Genomic DNA, 17,356 nt, shown 5'->3' on the forward strand with positions numbered 1-17,356 from the left:
AGTCCCTGCCCTGCCTGTCAGCCGAAGCGGCCGGTGATGTAGTCTTCCGTTTCCTTGCGGTGCGGCTTGATGAAGATCTTCTCGGTCTCGCCGAACTCGATCAGTTCGCCCAGGTACATGTAGGCGGTGTAGTCCGAGCAGCGTGCCGCCTGCTGCATGTTGTGCGTCACGATCACCACGGTGTACTCGTCCTTCAGTTCGGCGATCAGTTCTTCGATGCGGCCGGTTGAAATCGGGTCGAGCGCGGAACACGGCTCGTCCAGCAGCAGCACTTCGGGGCGGATGGCGATACCGCGCGCGATGCACAGGCGCTGCTGCTGGCCGCCGGACAGGCCGTAGCCCGACTGGTGCAGCTTGTCCTTGGCCTCGTTCCACAGCGCCGCCTTGGTCAGCGCCCACTCCACGCGGTCGTCCATTTCCGAGCGCGACAGCTTCTCGAACAGGCGCACGCCGAAGGCAATGTTGTCATAGATCGACATCGGGAACGGCGTCGGCTTCTGGAACACCATGCCGACCTTGGCGCGCAGCAGTGCGATGTCCTGCCTGGCGGTCAGCAGGTTGTCGCCGTCCATGTTGATCTCGCCCTCGGCGCGCTGCTCGGGATAGAGCGCGTACATCTTGTTGAAGGTGCGCAGCAGCGTCGACTTGCCGCATCCCGATGGGCCGATGAAGGCGGTGACCTTGCGGTCCGGGATCGACATGTTGATGTTCTTCAGGGCATGGAACTGGCCGTAATAGAAGTTCAGGTTGCGCACGTCGATCTTGGCGCGAACCGAATCGGGAATGTCGATGACGGTGGAGGTCATTGCGTTTTCTCGCTTGCAGTCTTGGGGCGGTCCGGATGACGGGCGCGCCGCTTATTTCTTGAACAGGATGCGCGCCAGGATGTTCAGGGCCAGCACGCCGATCGTAATCAGGAACACGCCCGCCCAGGCCAGTTGCTGCCATTCGGTGAACGGGCTCATGGCGAAGCGGAAGATCGTCACCGGCAGGTTGGCCATCGGCTTGTTCAGGTCGGTGGTCCAGAACTGGTTGGACAGCGCGGTGAACAGCAGCGGCGCGGTTTCGCCGGCGATACGGGCCACGGCCAGCAATACGCCCGTCACAATGCCGGCGTACGATGACTTCACCGTGATCGACAGCACCATCTTCCACTTGGGCGTGCCCAGGGCGAAGGCGGCCTCGCGCAGCGCGTTGGGCACCAGGTTCAGCATGTTTTCAGTGGTGCGCACCACGATCGGCACCTGCAGCAGCGCCAGCGCGCAGATGCCGGCCCAGCCCGAGAAGTGGCCCATGCGGGTCACCACCAGCGCGTAGACGAACAGGCCGATCACGATCGACGGCGCCGACAGCAGGATGTCGTTGATAAAGCGGATAAGGCTGGCCAGCGGCGAGCTCTTGCCGTACTCGGCCAGGTAGATGCCCGCCAGGATGCCCAGCGGCGTGCCGAACAGCGTGGCCATGCCGACCATCACGAAGCTGCCGAAGATGGCGTTGGCGAGGCCGCCGCCGGCGGTATTGGGCGCCGGCGTCATCTGCGTGAACAGGTCCAGCGACAGCCCGCCGACGCCCAGCGTGACAGTGGTCCACAGGATCCACGCCAGCCAGAACAGGCCGAAGCCCATCGCCACCAGCGACGCGGTCAGCGCGTACAGGTTGACGCGGCGGCGGCGGCCCTGCAGGCGCGCGCGCACGGCATCGGCATCGGGACGGACGGCGGGAATCGATACGGAAGTCATGGCTTGGCTCGCTTGGCTCATTTTGCGCCCTCATTCTTGGCCAGTCGCAGCAGCAACAGCTTGGACAGCGCCAGCACCACGAAGGTGATGAAGAACAGGATCAGGCCCAGCTCCATCAGCGCGGCGGTATGCAGGCCGGCGCCGGCTTCGGCGAACTCGTTGGCGAGCGCCGAGGTGATGCTGTTGCCCGGCGAGAACAGCGAGGCGCTGTCCAGCAGGTTGGTGTTGCCGATCACGAAGGTGACCGCCATGGTTTCGCCGAGCGCGCGGCCCAGGCCCAGCATCACGCCACCGATCACGCCGGCGCGGGTGTAGGGCAGCACCACGTTCCACATCACCTCCCAGGTGGTGCAGCCCACGCCGTAGGCGGATTCCTTGAGCAGCACCGGGGTGACCTCGAACACGTCGCGCATCACCGAGGCGATGTACGGGATGATCATGATCGCCAGGATCACGCCCGCGCACAGCAGGCCGATGCCCAGCGGCGCGCCCTGGAACAGCTTGCCGATCACCGGCAGCTGGCCCACCGTGGCCGCCAGCGGCTTCTGGAAATACTCGCCGAAGATCGGCGCGAACACCAGCAGGCCCCACATGCCGTACACGATCGACGGCACCGCGGCCAGCAGTTCGATGGCGGTGCCGAGCGGGCGGCGCAGCCAGGCCGGCGACAGCTCGGTCAGGAACAGGGCGATGCCGAAGCTCACCGGCACCGCAATGATCAGCGCGATCAGCGAGGTCACGATGGTGCCGTAGATGGGCACCAGCGCGCCGTAGACATCGGCGGGAGGATCCCACTCCGCGGACCACAGGAAGCGCGCGCCGAAGGCCTCGATCGAGGGCCAGGCGCTGATCGCCAGCGAGACGATGATGCCGCCCAGCAGCAACAGCGTCACGATGGCGGCGCCGCGCGTCAGGCCGCCGAACAGGATGTCGCCGAGCCGGCTTGGGGGCTGCACGCCGCGGGTGTCGGAGGGGATAGTCGCCATATCGGAGAATTCAGGGTGGATCGCCGCTCCCGCCTGGGCGGGAGCGCGGTGTCCAGGCGAGAACCAGGCTGCCCGGACACCGGCCCCGCGCTTGCGCGGGGCCGGCGATGCCGTCAGATCAGTACAGCGCCTTGCCCGAGGCGTCCTTCACGCTGCTCTTCCAGGTCGAGCGGATCTGGTTGACCACGTTCTCCGGCAGCGGCACGTAGTCCAGGTCGGCGGCCATGTTGGCGCCGCTCTTGTAGGCCCAGTCGAAGAACTTCAGCACTTCCGCGCCCTGCGCCGGCTTTTCCTGGTTCTTGTGCACCAGGATGAAGGTGGCGCCGGCGATCGGCCAGGCGTCCTTGCCCGGCTGGTTGGTCAGGATCTGGTAGTAGCTCTTGCTCCAGTCCGCGCCGGCGGCGGCGGCCTTGAAGGCGTCGTCGCCCGGCTTGACCACGGCACCCGACGCGTTCTTCATGTTCACGTGGGTCATCTTGTTCTGCTTGGCGTAGGCGTACTCGACATAGCCGATGGCACCGTTCAGGCGCTGCACGAAGGCGGCCACGCCCTCGTTGCCCTTGCCGCCGGTGCCACCGCCCGGCCAGTTGACCGTGGTGCCCTCGCCTACCGTGCCCTTCCAGTCAGCGCTGACCTTGGACAGGTAGTTGGTGAAGATGAAGGTGGTGCCCGAACCATCGGCGCGACGCACCGGCAGGATGTCCTGGTTCGGCAGCTTGGCTTGCGGGTTCAGCGCCTTGATGGCGGGGTCGTCCCACTTCTTGATCTTGCCCAGGTAGATATTCGCCAGCACCTCGCCGGTGATGGTCAGTTCGCCCGGCTTCACGCCTTGCAGGTTGATCACCGGCACCACGCCACCGATCACGGTCGGGAACTGGACCAGGCCCTGCTTGTTCAGTTCCTCGTCCTTCAGCGGCGCGTCCGAGGCGCCGAAATCGACCGTCTTGGCGCCGATCTGCTTGATGCCGCCCGACGAGCCGATGGATTGATAGTTGACCTTGTTGCCCGTTGCTTTGTTATATGCGTCGGCCCACTTGGAATACACGGGCGCCGGGAAGGAAGCGCCTGCACCGGTAATTTCCGCCGCGAACGCAGTACCCGCCACCACCATCGAAACGATGCCTGCCACGGCAGTCTTGACCAGCTTCATATGTCCTCCAGAGAACATTGGTTGGGAATGACAAATTTTTGACAAGACGAACTTTATGCTGCCCGTATGACAATTCCGTGACATCTTTAAATCTTCTTGAAACTGGCCTGCAGCAAGGTAATGACGGAGTTTCCGGCGCCGCGGGGAGCGGAATATGACGGCGGTTAATTGCGCTACTAGATAAAAAAACGCCGGGCAAGCCCGGCGTTCCGTTCCGTGGATGAGAGCTATCAGGCACCCAGCGCGTCCGCCAGCTTCCTGGCCGCGCGCTCGGCCATCTCGGCCTGCTCTGCCTCGACCATCACGCGCACCACGGGCTCGGTGCCCGAGGCGCGGATCAGCACCCGGCCGCGGCCCTCCAGTTCGGGCTCCACCTCGGCGCGCGCGGCCTGCAGTCCGGCATGGGTCTGCCAGTCGAAACCCTTCTGCACACGTACATTGATCAACGTCTGCGGGAACAGCTTCACGCCGTCGAGCAGTTGCGCCAGGGTCTTGCCGCTGCGGCGCAGCGCGCCCAGCACCTGCAGCGCCGACACGATGCCGTCGCCGGTCCTGTGGCGATCCAGGCACAGCAGGTGGCCGGAGCCCTCGCCGCCCAGCGTCCACTTGCGCTTGTTCAACTCCTCCAGCACGTAGCGATCGCCCACCTTGGCGCGCACGAAGTCGACGCCCTCGCGCTTGAGCGCCAGTTCCACCGCCATATTGGTCATCAGCGTGCCGACCGCGCCGGGCACCGCGTGGCCCGCGGCCTGGCGATCACGCACGATCAGATACAGCAGCTCGTCGCCGTTGTAGAGCCGGCCATCGGCATCCACCATCTGCAGCCGGTCCGCGTCGCCATCGAAGGCCAGCCCCAGGTCCGCGCCGTTGGCCTTGACCGCCTCGATCAGCTTCTCGGGCGCGGTGGCGCCGTAGCCGGCGTTGATATTGCGGCCGTCGGGCTGGTTGCCGATGGCGATCACGTCGGCGCCGAGTTCATGGAACACCGGCGGCGCGATGTGATAGGCCGCGCCATGGGCGCAGTCGACCACCAGCTTCAGGCCATGCAGGTCCTGCTCGTACGGGAAGGTGCTCTTGCAGAATTCGATATAGCGGCCGGCGGCATCGTCGATGCGGCGGGCGCGTCCCAGGTCGTCGGATGGGGCGCACACCATGGGCTCGTCGAGGGCCGCTTCGATCGCCGCTTCGACCGCGTCGGGCAGCTTGTCGCCGCTGGCCGAGAAGAACTTGATGCCGTTGTCGTAGTAAGGGTTGTGGCTGGCCGAGATCACCACGCCGGCCGACAGCCGCAGCGCCCGTGTCAGGTAGGCGATGCCGGGGGTCGGCAGCGGGCCCGTCAGCAGCACATGCACGCCCGCCGAGGTAAAGCCGGCTTCGAGCGCAGCCTCCAGCATGTAGCCCGAAATGCGCGTGTCCTTGCCGATCAGCACGGTGGGCTTGCCCTGCCCGGTCCTGGCGCCGTGCGCCAGCACCTTGCCCGCGGCATGGCCCAACCGCATCACGAAGTCCGGCGTGATCGGCGCCTCGCCGACCTTGCCCCGCACGCCATCGGTCCCGAAATACTTGCGTGTCATTCGTTGTTTTCCTTTCTCTTCTGTGTTCTGTCCTGGTAGCCGACCGGCGTCGGCGCCTGGCTCAGTCCGCGTTGACAGATTCGTTGCGCACGGCCCACCAGGTCTTCACGGCGTCGACGGTCTGCTGTACATCATGCACGCGTACGATCAACGCACCGCGCTCCACCGCACAGACTGCCGCGGCAATGCTGGCGGCGACGCGCTGCTGCGGCGGGCGGCCACCCAGGATGGCGCCCAGCGTGGATTTTCGCGAGATGCCCGCCAGCACCGGCAGGCCGTCCAGCGCCAGCTTCGGCAATTGCCCGAGCAGGCGCAAATTATGATCGGGTGTCTTGCCGAAGCCAAATCCCGGATCGAGGCAGATGCGGGCATCGTCGATCCCCGCGGCGCGCAGCGCGGCGACGCGCTCGGCCAGGAACCGCGCCACTTCGGCAACCACATCGTCGTAGTGCGGGTCTTCCTGCATGGTCTGCGGGTCGCGCTGCATATGCATCACGCACAGCCCCGCCTGTCCGCCCGCCACCGCCTCGACCGCGCCAGGCATGCGCAAGCCCCAGATATCGTTGATGAGATCGGCTCCGGCCGCAAGCGCGGCGCGCATGACCTCGGGCTTGTAGGTGTCGATCGACAGCGGCTTGCCACAGTCGCGCAGCGCTTCCACCACGGGGATCACGCGCGCCAGCTCGTCTGCCAGCGGCAGCGCCGCCGAACCGGGCCGGCTGGATTCCCCGCCGATGTCGATGATGTCGACGCCCTCGGCAATCATCTGCTCGGCATGGCGCAGCGCCGCGTCGCGGCTCGCATGCTGCCCGCCGTCGGAAAAAGAGTCGGGCGTGACATTGAGGATGCCCATCACCAGCGGACGCTGGTCCAGGGCAAAACGGAAACGGCCGCACTGGAAGTGCCGGGTCTGGATCGTCTGCTGCAAGGTCGGAAGGCTTCGGCGATGCGCGCGGCTCGGCCGCGCAAAAAGGAAAAGCCGGTGCACCAGGCACCGGCTTCAGGGACAGGCACTACACGGCCATCGCTACGGCGTCGTCAGTGGGACGAGCGCCGCATCAGGCCGTGGCGGGCGCGTTGGTCGGCGCCACCGGGGAGCCACCCGAAGGCGTGCTGCCGCCACCGTTCGGGCCCGATGCGCTGCGCGGCGGGCGCGGCGGCTTGCCGGCCATGATGTCGTTGACCTGGTCGGCGTCGATGGTTTCCCATTCCATCAGCGCGTTGGTCATGGCCTCGACCTTGTCGCGGTTCTCTTCGAGCAGGCGCTTGGCCAGCGCGTATTGCTCGTCGATGATGCGGCGGATCTCGGCGTCGACCTTCTGCTGCGTGGCTTCCGACACGGTCTTTGACGACAGCTTGCCGAACATGCCGTCCTGCTCGGTATCGACATAGACCATGGCGCCGAGCGAATCGCTCATGCCGAAGCGGGTCACCATGTCGCGCGCGATCTTGGTGGCGCGCTCGAAGTCGTTGGAAGCGCCGGTGCTCATGGCGTTGAGGAAGACCTCTTCCGCCGCGCGGCCGCCGAACAGGATGGCGACCTCTTCCAGCATGCTGTCCTTGTACTTCGAATACTTGTCATGCTCCGGCAGCTGCCAGGTCACGCCCAGCGCCCAGCCACGCGGCATGATGGTGACCTTGTGCACCGGGTCGGCCTTCGGCAGCAGCTTGGCGACCACCGCATGGCCGGACTCGTGGTAAGCCGTGGCGCGGCGCTCTTCCTCGCGCATCACCGTCGACTTGCGCTCCGGACCCATGTAGATCTTGTCCTTGGCGTCCTCGAAGTCCTGCATGTCCACCACGCGCTTGTTGCGGCGGGCGGCAAACAGCGCGGCCTCGTTGACCAGGTTGGCCAGGTCGGCGCCCGAGAAGCCCGGGGTGCCGCGCGCGATCACCGAAGCGTCGACGTCGTTGCCGATCGGCACCTTGCGCATATGGACCTTCAGGATCTGCTCGCGGCCGCGGATGTCCGGCAGGCCCACGTAGACCTGACGGTCGAAACGGCCCGGACGCAGCAGCGCCTTGTCGAGCACGTCGGCACGGTTGGTCGCGGCGATCACGATCACGCCCGAGTTGGCCTCGAAGCCGTCCATCTCGACCAGCATCTGGTTCAGGGTCTGCTCGCGCTCGTCGTTGCCGCCGCCCATGCCGGCGCCACGATGGCGGCCGACCGCGTCGATTTCATCGATGAACACGATGCAGGGCGCCTGCTTCTTGGCGTTCTCGAACATGTCGCGCACACGCGCCGCGCCCACGCCGACGAACATTTCGACGAAATCGGAACCGGAGATGCTGAAGAACGGCACCTTGGCCTCGCCGGCGATGGCGCGCGCCAGCAGCGTCTTGCCGGTGCCCGGCGGGCCGACCAGCAGCACGCCGCGCGGGATGCGGCCGCCCAGCTTCTGGAATTTTTGCGGGTCCTTGAGGAAGTCGACCAGTTCGACCACTTCTTCCTTGGACTCGTCGCAGCCGGCCACGTCCTGGAACGTGACGGCGTTCTGGTTCTCGTCGATCAGCCGCGCACGCGACTTGCCGAATGAGAATGCGCCGCCTTTTCCGCCACCCTGCATCTGACGCATCATGTAGAACCAGAACACGATGATCAGCAGGGTCGGCCCGAGGTAATACAGGGCCTGGACCAGCACGTTGGGTTCGTCGTCCGCCTTGCCGGTGACCTGCACGCCGTACTTCATCAGGTCGCCGACCATCCAGATGTCGCCCGGCGAGATGATAGTGTACTTGGCCCCTTCCTTGGGCGAGACCACCAGGTTGCGGCCCTGCACGTCGACACGCGACACCTTGCCGTTCTTGGCGTCATCCATGAACTGCGAATAGGTGACGCTGTCCTGCGCACGGGGCTTGTCGAACTGCTTGAAGACGGTAAACAACACCAGCGCGATCACGAGCCAGATTGCCGCCTTTTGAAACAGGTTGTTATTCAAGGCCGAACTCCTTTGCAATTGCCTTGCCAACGGATAGCTGCATTGTAATGCAGCCCCCGCCCTCGAGGGGAAACAGAGAAACTATGATGCCGATAGCACCGGGTGAGGGTATTTCCCTCTACATTTCTTATTCCGCCCTGGCTTGTATCGAGATCGGTCAATCCACTGTCTTGAGGTAGCGCCCAAGGATAAAGGTTTCGGAAGACTTGTCGCGCGACGCCTTGGGCTTGCGCTTCGCGACCACTTTGAACTGCCGCTTGAACTTTTCCACGATCTGGCTGTAGCCGCTCCCGTGGAAACACTTTACCAGCAATGCTCCCTCCGGCTTCAGGTGGGCCTGCGCAAATTCAAGCGCCAGGTCGCACAGGTATTCGATCCGGGCCGCATCGGCGGAGGCCACACCGGACAAATTGGGGGCCATGTCGGACAAAACAAGGTCGATCTTGTTGCCGCCGGAGGCGTCCAGCACCACACTTTCGAGCTCGCGGAAGACCGATTCCTCGCGGAAGTCGCCCTGGATGAAAGTGACGTCGGCGACCGGTTCCATCGGCAGCAGGTCGATCGCCACGACGGCGCCGTCGATCCTACCGTCCCTGGCCCGGGGCGAGTCGGCCAGCTTGTTGCGCGCGTACTGGCTCCAGCTGCCGGGCGCCGCGCCCAGGTCGACAATGACCTGGCCCGGGCGGATCAGCTTGTCCTGCTCGTCGATTTCCTTGAGCTTGTACGCCGCGCGGGCGCGGTAGCCTTCGCGCTGCGCCATTTTTACGTACGGATCGTTGATGTGGTCGTGCAGCCACGAATGATTGAACTTGTTCTTTGCCATGCCAGATACCAGCCTGTTCCCTGCCCGCGCGCGCCGGCCGGGCCGGCGGCGCAGGTTTTCCTACTGTTTTGATGATTTTGCTGCCCGACAGTGCCGGATTGACGGATAATACGCGCCAATCCGCATCCCGGCTTGCCGCCCTCGGCGGCTGTCGGCAGCCAGTTCCCGCGCGCTGTGTCGCGACCGGCGCGGGCGGCAGCGCCCGATTACCAGCGCCACGCGCTCTATCACTATTTCAAGCGCCTTATCCGGCGCCAACCTATGCCCGCTCTACAACTAGTCCCCGCCCAGCGTTCCGACCTGCGCTCCCGTGCCCATGCCCTGAACCCGGTCGTGATGGTCGGCGCCGAAGGCCTGACCCGCGCCGTGCTGGCCGAGATCGACCGCAGCCTGGCCGCCCATGACCTGATCAAGATCCGCGTGTTCGGCGACGACCGCGAAGCGCGAATCGCCATCTACGAAGAAATCTGCGACCAGCTCAGCGCCGCGCCGATCCAGCATATCGGCAAGCTGCTGGTGGTCTGGCGTCCGGGCGAAGCCCGCCTGAAGGAAAACCAGGCCGAAGACCTCGGCCGGCACACGCCCGCCCGCCGCGGCGGCGCCGCGCCGCGCACGGTCACGGTGAAGAAGCCCAGCGCCGCGCCCAATCGTCGCCCGACCCGCAAGGAAGTCACGGTGCTTGGCAACGAGCGCGTCACCGCGGGCGGCAATGTGAAGCGCTCGCGCGCCCGCCCGACCAGCCAGAAGAAGAAGGCCCTGGGCTGAAGCGCCGGCATCAGGATTAAGCGGGCGCCGCCAGGCGCCCCGATGCGGCTCGCCGCGCCAGCGGCCGTGCCCGCGGCCGGCCTCACTCCCCGGCCGAACGCGGCGCCGAAGCGCGCCACACCAGCGCCAGCGCCAGCAGGCTTTGCAGCAGGTAGAAGGCGCTGGAGACGCCGTGCAGCATGCCGAATTGCGCCTGGTATGGCGATTCCGACACCCCCACGCCCAGCGCCAGCGCCTTTTCCTTCAGGCTGCCCATGAACGGCTGGATCCCGAAGTAACCCACCAGCACGCAGCCGAGCATGCCCAGCACCAGCCAGCGCAGGCTGCGATAGCGCTGGGCGCCGCGGCGGATCATCACGTTGCACAGCACCAGCTGCAGCACGCCGATGGTCACGCCGACGATGGCCTCGGTATGGAACAGGTGCCCGGCAATCATGCCCGCCATCTCGCGGCTGGGCAGCACCGAAAACAGCGTCGGCGCCACCATGTAGCCGACGGTCCACAGGCTGCCCGCCCACACCACCGTCAGCAGCAGGAAAATGCGGTGCGGCAGCGGCGGCAGGTTGTTATAGGAAGTGGAGAACACAAGCCGGCCTTTCCGGTGGCCGGCGCGGGCACAAGCCCGCCGGCCGGGCCGGCATCAGATGTAGCGAACGGTAATGACTTCGTACTCGCGCTCGCCGCCCGGGGCCAGCACGGTGGCGACGTCACCTTCGAACTTGCCGATCAGCGCGCGCGCAATGGGCGAGCTGACCGAGATCTTGCCGGCGTCGAGGTCGGCCTCGTCGTCGCCGACGATCTGGTAGCTGACCGGATTGCCGGACTCCAGGTCTTCCAGGTCGACGGTCGCGCCGAAGACGATGCGGCCATCGGTATCGAGCTGGGTCGGGTCGATGATCTGCGCAGCCGACAGCTTGGCCTCCACTTCCAGGATGCGGCCCTCGATAAAGGCCTGCTTTTCCTTGGCGGCGTCGTACTCGGCGTTTTCAGACAGGTCGCCCTGGGCGCGCGCTTCCGAGATGGCATTGATCACCGCCGGACGCTCGACAGCCTTGAGGCGCTGCAGCTCTTCCTTCAGGAGCTCTGCGCCACGCTTGGTAATCGGAATGGTGCTCATGTCTTCGTTCAACAAAAAAATGAGCCGCAGCGGAGCTGGAGCCAACCCCGGCAAACCCCGCCAGGGCACGTCCGCTCAACCGCGGCTTTCAGACAGGATCGAACGCGGGCACGCCGGTTCGATCGACGAATTTGACGTAGTTTAGGCCAGGAAGCCCGCCGGCAGCAACTCCGGCGGGCTTTCCCGGCAGGACCGCCGCAACGCGGCCGGCCCTGTGGCCATGTGTTGCCTGGTTACCTTGACGGCATCAGGCCAGCGAGGCATGCAGGCCCTGCAGGTCGTAGACCTCCAGGCTCTGCATGTGCTTCAGGCCTTCCACCGCGGCGCGCGCGCCGGCGATGGTGGTGTAGTAAGGAATGCGGTGGGCCAGCGCCGAGATACGGATCGAGCGCGAATCGGCGATCGCGCCGCGGGTTTCGTCCACGGTGGTGAACACCAGCGCCAGTTCGCCGTTCTTGATCATGTCCACGATATGCGGACGGCCGTCCTTGACCTTGTTGACCACCTTGACCGGAATGCCGGCGGCCTCGATCGCCGAGGCGGTGCCGCGCGTAGCCACGATCGGATACCCCATGTCGTGCAGCATGCGGGCCACGGCCACGGCGCGCGGCTTGTCGCTGTCCTTCACGGTGATCAGCACGGCGCCCTTCTCCGGCAGGCGCGAGCCCGCGGCCAGCTGGCTCTTGAACAGGGCCTCGCCGAAGCTCTTGCCCACGCCCATCACTTCGCCGGTGGAACGCATTTCGGGTCCGAGGACCGGATCGACGCCCGGGAACTTGTTGAACGGGAACACCGCTTCCTTGACGCTGTAGTACGGCGGGATGACCTCATCGGCGACGCCCTGCTCGTCCAGTGACTGGCCAGCCATGCAGCGCGCGGCGATCTTGGCCAGCTGCATGCCGGTGGCCTTGGACACGTACGGCACGGTGCGCGACGCGCGCGGGTTCACTTCCAGCACGTAGACGGTGTCGACGCCGTTGTTCTGCTGGATCGCGAACTGCACGTTCATCAGGCCGACCACGTTCAGGGCGCGCGCCATGGCCGCGGTCTGGCGCTTCAGCTCGGCCACGGTCTCGGCCGACAGCGAGTACGGCGGCAGCGAGCAGGCGGAGTCGCCCGAGTGCACGCCAGCCTGCTCGATGTGCTCCATCACGCCGCCGATAAAGACGCGCTTGCCGTCGCACAGCGCGTCGACATCGCACTCGATGGCGTCATTCAGGAAGCGGTCGAGCAGCACCGGGGAATCGTTGGAGACCTTGACCGCCTCGCGCATGTAGCGCTCGAGGTCGCGCGGCTCATGCACGATTTCCATGGCGCGGCCGCCCAGCACGTACGACGGGCGCACCACCAGCGGGTAGCCGATTTCCTCGGCCAGCCGCAGCGCCTCGTCCTCGGCGCGCGCGGTGCGGTTCGGCGGCTGGCGCAGGCCCAGGTCCTGCAGCAGCTTCTGGAAGCGCTCGCGGTCTTCGGCCGCGTCGATCATGTCGGGGCTGGTGCCGATGATCGGCACGCCGTTGCGCTCCAGATCCAGCGCCAGCTTCAGCGGGGTCTGGCCGCCGTACTGCACGATCACGCCGACCGGCTTCTCGATCGCGACGATCTCCAGCACGTCTTCCAGCGTCACCGGCTCGAAGTACAGCCGGTCCGAAGTGTCATAGTCGGTCGACACGGTTTCCGGGTTGCAGTTGACCATGATGGTCTCGTACCCGTCTTCGCGCAGCGCCAGCGCGGCGTGCACGCAGCAGTAGTCGAACTCGATGCCCTGGCCGATCCGGTTCGGGCCGCCGCCCAGCACCATGATCTTCTTCTTGTCGGTCGGAGCGGCCTCGCACTCGCCGTGCTCGGCCTCGTAGGTCGAGTACATGTAGGCGGTGTTGGTGGCGAACTCGGCCGCGCAGGTATCGACGCGCTTGTACACCGGACGCACGTTCTGGGCGATGCGCGCTTCGCGCACGGCCTTGGCGTCGGTCTTCAGCAGCCGTGCCAGGCGGCGGTCGGAGAAGCCCTTCTGCTTCAGGAAGCGCAGTTCGGCGGTCGACAGGCTGTCGAGCGTGCGCGACTTGACCAGGCCCTCGGTGCGGACGATGTCCTCGATCTGGGCCAGGAACCACGGATCGATGGCGGTCTCGTGATAGACCTCTTCCAGCGACATGCCCAGGCGGAAGGCGTCGCCGACGTACCAGATGCGGTCCGGGCCCGGCTCGCCGATCTCCTCGACGATTTCGTCGCGGTCGGTGGACTTCTCGTCCAGGCCATCGACGCCCACTTCCAACCCGCGCAGCGCCTTCTGGAACGACTCCTGGAAGGTGCGGCCCATCGCCATCACCTCGCCCACCGACTTCATCTGGGTGGTCAGGTGGCTGTCGGCCTGCGGGAATTTCTCGAAGGCGAAGCGCGGCACCTTGGTGACCACGTAGTCGATCGAGGGCTCGAACGAAGCCGGGGTAGCGCCGCCGGTGATCTCGTTCTTCAGTTCGTCGAGGGTGTAGCCGACCGCCAGCTTGGCCGCGACCTTGGCGATCGGGAAGCCGGTGGCCTTGGAGGCCAGCGCCGACGAACGCGACACGCGCGGGTTCATCTCGATGACGATCATGCGACCGTCCTTCGGGTTGATCGAGAACTGCACGTTGGAGCCGCCGGTGTCGACGCCGATCTCGCGCAGCACCGCCAGCGAGGCGTTGCGCAGGATCTGGTATTCCTTGTCGGTCAGGGTCTGCGCCGGGGCCACGGTGATCGAGTCGCCGGTGTGGATGCCCATCGGGTCCAGGTTCTCGATCGAGCAGATGATGATGCAGTTGTCCTGCTTGTCGCGGACCACTTCCATCTCATACTCTTTCCAGCCCAGCAGCGATTCCTCGATCAGCAGCTCGCGCGTCGGCGACAGGTCCAGTCCGCGCTTGCAGATCTCTTCGAACTCTTCGCGGTTATACGCGATGCCGCCGCCGGTGCCGCCCAGCGTGAACGACGGGCGGATCACGATCGGGTAGCCGCTGGTGCCGGTGTCCTGGGCGATGCGGGCCTGCACGGCGACGGCCTCGTCCATCGAGTGGGCGATGCCGGACTTGGCCGAGCCCAGGCCGATCTTTGTCATCGCGTCCTTGAACTTCTGGCGGTCCTCGGCCTTGTCGATGGCTTCGGGCGACGCGCCGATCAGTTCCACCTTGTACTTGTCCAGCACGCCATGGCGGTGCAGGTCGAGCGCGCAGTTCAGCGCGGTCTGGCCGCCCATGGTCGGCAGGATCGCATCCGGGCGCTCCTTCTCGATGATGCGCTCGACCACTTCCCAGGTAATGGGCTCGATGTAGGTGACATCGGCCGTGGCCGGGTCGGTCATGATGGTCGCCGGGTTGGAGTTGACCAGGATGACCTTGAAGCCTTCCTCGCGCAGGGCCTTGCAGGCCTGGGCGCCGGAGTAGTCGAACTCGCACGCCTGGCCGATGATGATGGGGCCCGCGCCGATGATCAGGATGCTCTTGATGTCTGTGCGTTTTGGCATTGCACGCTCTCTTTATGGGCCGGCCCGCCTTGCCTGCGGACCGCGCCGGTAATCAGGGAATCCGTCCGGATTCGAAAATGTGGTCTGGCTCAGTTCATCGTGGCCGTGGCCAGCTTGGCACCGAAGCCGATGAACATCGCCCCTACCCCGCTGGCCATGCCGGCCGACAGCCGGCGGCGGCGCCGGAACGCCTCGGCCAGCTTCGCGCCCACGAAGATGATCGTGGTCAGGTAGGCAAAGCTGCAGATCTGGCACACCAGCCCCAGCACGCCGAACGACAGCACCGGGTAAGCAAAGGCCGGGTCGACGAACTGGATGAAGAACGAGATGAAGAACAGGATCGCCTTCGGGTTCAGCAGGCTGATCAGCAGCGCCTTGCGGAACGGGTCGGACTGGTCCGTCGTGGCCGCAGGCACCGCCGCCGCGCTGGCGGCATCGCCGCGCGCGGCCCAGCTGCGCAGCGCGCCGCGCAGCATGTTGAAGCCGATCCACGCCAGGTAGGCCGCGCCGACGTACTTCACCACGTAGAACAGCGCCGGGCTGGCCTTGAGCAGCGAGGCCACGCCCGCCGCCGACAGCACCATCAGCACCGCGTCGCCCAGGAACACCCCGGACGCGCCCTTGTAGCCGGCGCGCACGCCGCGCTGCGCCGCCACCGACAGCACGTACATCGAGTTCGGGCCCGGCAGCAGCACGATGAAGATCGTGCCCAGCACATAGGTCCAGAAGTCGGTGATGCCGAAAGCGGTATGCATGAAGGCGTTCATGGGGGATCCCGTGTCTGTCTCGCTCTTGCCCGCGCGCTTACTTGCGCGCGTCGGTCATCAGCTGGATGAAGCGGTCGAACAGGTAAGCCACGTCGTTCGGTCCGGGCGAGGCTTCCGGGTGGCCCTGGAAGCAGAACGCCGGCTTGTCGGTCAGCGCGAAACCCTGCAGCGAGCCGTCGAACAGCGACTTGTGCGTGACCCGCACGTTGGCGGGCAGCGTGTCGGCGTCGACCGCGAAGCCGTGGTTCTGCGACGTGATCACCACGCGGCCGTCATCCAGGTCCTTGACCGGATGGTTGGCGCCGTGGTGGCCGAACTTCATCTTCAGGGTCTTGGCGCCGACCGCCAGGGCCATGATCTGGTGGCCCAGGCAGATGCCGAAGGTCGGGATGCCGCGCTCGATGAACTCGCGCGTGGCGGCGATGGCGTAGTCGCACGGCTCGGGGTCGCCGGGGCCGTTGGACAGGAACACGCCGTCCGGATTCAGCGCCAGCGCGTCGGCCGCGCTCGCTTGCGCCGGCAGCACCGTGACCTTGCAGCCGCGCTCGGCCAGCATGCGCAGGATGTTGTACTTGACGCCATAGTCATAGGCGACCACGTGGAACTGCGGCTGCTGCTGCTTGCCGTAGCCCTCGCCCAGCTTCCATTCGGACTGGGTCCACTGGTACGGTTCCTTGACCGACACCACCTTGGCCAGGTCCATGCCGGCCAGGCCGGGGAACGAGCGGGCCAGGTCGATGGCCTTCTGCACGTTGTCCTCGCCGGCCAGGATGCAGCCGTTCTGGGCGCCCTTCTCGCGCAGGATGCGCGTCAGCTTGCGCGTATCGATGCCGGCGATCGCCACCACCTTTTCCTGCTTCAGGTAGTGGGCCAGGGTGTGTTCCTTGCGGAAGTTGGAGGCCAGGATCGGCAGATCCTTGATGATCAGGCCGGCGGCATGGACTTTCGTGGCTTCGACATCCTCAGGATTGACACCGTAGTTGCCGATATGCGGATACGTCAGCGTGACGATCTGCCGCGAATAGCTCGGGTCGGTGAGGATTTCCTGGTAACCGGTGATGGCGGTGTTGAACACCACTTCGCCGATGGTATGGCCGGAAGCGCCAATGGAATAGCCACGAAAGACCGTGCCGTCTGCTAGCGCGAGAATGGCGGACGGAAAAGACGGTAACACGGGTAGGCTCCTGCTGGACTCACCCCGTGACCGACCAATCGACGCCTCGTGCCTCCCAGGCTGGATCCGTGACGTCGGCAGCGGCATTGCGCCGATGCGGTCGGATCCGGTCGCGGCATGCTCATTGCGTCACATCTGGTGCAGACGGCAACGGCGGCGCGGATGGGGGCGGCGGAAGGTGGAAAGCGGTAGGCGCTAGGGTGAAGGGTTCTGAAAGCGAAACTTTCGAATTATATCCCGAGCCACCCAATTTCTCAAGTTTTCAAGGACTTGCGCGCGGCAGGCGGCAATCCCGCCGCGCCGGCCGCCGCCGTGCTGCCCGTTCGCGCATGCGCGGCTGCACCTGCCGCCGGCGGATTACCGCGGCTGCACCTGCCGCCGGCGGATTACCGCGGCGGCGGAACCACCGCCGTGACCTCGATTTCCACCTTGGCGCGCGGCTCGACCAGGTCCGCCACTTCGACCGCGGTCATCGCCGGGAAGTGGCGGCCGATGATGGCCCGGTAATGTTCGCCGATCGCCGCATAGGCGCCGACATATTCGGCCTTGTCCTTCACATACCAGGTCATGCGCGCGATATGTTCGGGCCGCGCATCGCCGGCCGCCAGCACCGCGACCACGTTGCGCAGCGTCTGCGCCACCTGCAGGCCAAAGTCGTCGGTCTCGAATTCGCACTGGCTGTTCCAGCCGATCTGGCCGCTGATGAACAGCAGCCGGCTGCCGGCCTGCATCTCGGTCATCATGCCGTTGGCGTAGCCGCGCGGCGGCGCCCAGTCGGGCGGCTGGAGGATCTTCATGTCGTTTCCCTGTGGTTGCTTGGTAT

Annotated in this window: 15 protein-coding genes; 1 reads left to right on the forward strand and 14 read right to left on the reverse strand. The window is 65.8% G+C overall.

From position 1 onward, the window contains the following. Window positions 1-17: 17 nt before the first annotated feature. The 8 genes from pstB to A3AG_RS0123865 all read right to left on the reverse strand — a co-directional run bounded on the left by pstB (window position 18) and on the right by A3AG_RS0123865 (window position 9,214). Entirely contained in the window at window positions 18-806 is a 789-nt protein-coding gene (gene pstB / locus A3AG_RS0123830; RefSeq protein WP_018007822.1) for a phosphate ABC transporter ATP-binding protein PstB, read from the reverse strand. Between the two features lie 51 nt (window positions 807-857). Next, window positions 858-1,739, reverse strand: coding sequence for a phosphate ABC transporter permease PstA (gene pstA / locus A3AG_RS0123835; protein WP_370866960.1), 882 nt, complete (start codon window positions 1,737-1,739; stop codon window positions 858-860). 17 nt (window positions 1,740-1,756) lie between these two features. Next, entirely contained in the window at window positions 1,757-2,725 is a 969-nt protein-coding gene (pstC, locus tag A3AG_RS0123840) for a phosphate ABC transporter permease PstC (protein ID WP_018007824.1), read from the reverse strand. Between the two features lie 118 nt (window positions 2,726-2,843). Then, complete coding sequence (gene pstS, locus A3AG_RS0123845) at window positions 2,844-3,875, reverse strand: phosphate ABC transporter substrate-binding protein PstS (RefSeq protein WP_018007825.1); 1,032 nt, start codon at window positions 3,873-3,875, stop codon at window positions 2,844-2,846. A 230-nt stretch (window positions 3,876-4,105) separates the two neighbouring features. Continuing rightward, entirely contained in the window at window positions 4,106-5,449 is a 1,344-nt protein-coding gene (glmM, locus tag A3AG_RS0123850) for a phosphoglucosamine mutase (protein ID WP_018007826.1), read from the reverse strand. Between the two features lie 61 nt (window positions 5,450-5,510). Continuing rightward, window positions 5,511-6,365, reverse strand: coding sequence for a dihydropteroate synthase (folP, locus tag A3AG_RS0123855; RefSeq protein ID WP_026164434.1), 855 nt, complete (start codon window positions 6,363-6,365; stop codon window positions 5,511-5,513). A 142-nt stretch (window positions 6,366-6,507) separates the two neighbouring features. Continuing rightward, window positions 6,508-8,391 (reverse strand): ATP-dependent zinc metalloprotease FtsH, encoded by a 1,884-nt coding sequence (gene ftsH / locus A3AG_RS0123860; RefSeq protein ID WP_012353229.1) that lies wholly within the window; start codon window positions 8,389-8,391, stop codon window positions 6,508-6,510. A 157-nt stretch (window positions 8,392-8,548) separates the two neighbouring features. Then, window positions 8,549-9,214 carry an RlmE family RNA methyltransferase gene (locus A3AG_RS0123865; RefSeq protein WP_012353230.1) on the reverse strand — a complete coding sequence of 222 codons (666 nt, stop codon included), beginning with the start codon at window positions 9,212-9,214 and terminating at the stop codon, window positions 8,549-8,551. A 261-nt stretch (window positions 9,215-9,475) separates the two neighbouring features. Here A3AG_RS0123865 and A3AG_RS0123870 point away from each other — a divergent pair, with 261 nt between their 5' ends. Then, window positions 9,476-9,979 carry a YhbY family RNA-binding protein gene (locus A3AG_RS0123870; RefSeq protein ID WP_018007828.1) on the forward strand — a complete coding sequence of 168 codons (504 nt, stop codon included), beginning with the start codon at window positions 9,476-9,478 and terminating at the stop codon, window positions 9,977-9,979. A gap of 82 nt (window positions 9,980-10,061) precedes the next feature. Here the strand turns inward: A3AG_RS0123870 and A3AG_RS0123875 are convergent, their stop codons facing one another. From A3AG_RS0123875 to A3AG_RS0123900, 6 genes are all read right to left on the reverse strand, one after another. Beyond that, window positions 10,062-10,565 carry a DUF4149 domain-containing protein gene (locus A3AG_RS0123875; protein WP_018007829.1) on the reverse strand — a complete coding sequence of 168 codons (504 nt, stop codon included), beginning with the start codon at window positions 10,563-10,565 and terminating at the stop codon, window positions 10,062-10,064. A gap of 54 nt (window positions 10,566-10,619) precedes the next feature. Then, the gene (greA, locus tag A3AG_RS0123880; protein WP_018007830.1) at window positions 10,620-11,096 is read right to left on the reverse strand and encodes a transcription elongation factor GreA; all 477 of its coding nucleotides are present in this window, start codon (window positions 11,094-11,096) and stop codon (window positions 10,620-10,622) included. A gap of 247 nt (window positions 11,097-11,343) precedes the next feature. Further along, window positions 11,344-14,592, reverse strand: a complete 3,249-nt coding sequence (gene carB, locus A3AG_RS0123885) for a carbamoyl-phosphate synthase large subunit (protein WP_018007831.1) — start codon at window positions 14,590-14,592, stop codon at window positions 11,344-11,346. An 89-nt stretch (window positions 14,593-14,681) separates the two neighbouring features. Continuing rightward, window positions 14,682-15,359, reverse strand: coding sequence for a leucine efflux protein LeuE (gene leuE / locus A3AG_RS0123890; protein ID WP_018007832.1), 678 nt, complete (start codon window positions 15,357-15,359; stop codon window positions 14,682-14,684). A 37-nt stretch (window positions 15,360-15,396) separates the two neighbouring features. Next, entirely contained in the window at window positions 15,397-16,533 is a 1,137-nt protein-coding gene (carA, locus tag A3AG_RS0123895) for a glutamine-hydrolyzing carbamoyl-phosphate synthase small subunit (protein WP_018007833.1), read from the reverse strand. 386 nt (window positions 16,534-16,919) lie between these two features. After that, window positions 16,920-17,330, reverse strand: a complete 411-nt coding sequence (locus tag A3AG_RS0123900; RefSeq protein WP_018007834.1) for a RidA family protein — start codon at window positions 17,328-17,330, stop codon at window positions 16,920-16,922. Window positions 17,331-17,356 lie beyond the last annotated feature (26 nt).

This window comes from Cupriavidus neocaledonicus (genome assembly GCF_000372525.1).
Lineage (GTDB): Bacteria > Pseudomonadota > Gammaproteobacteria > Burkholderiales > Burkholderiaceae > Cupriavidus > Cupriavidus neocaledonicus.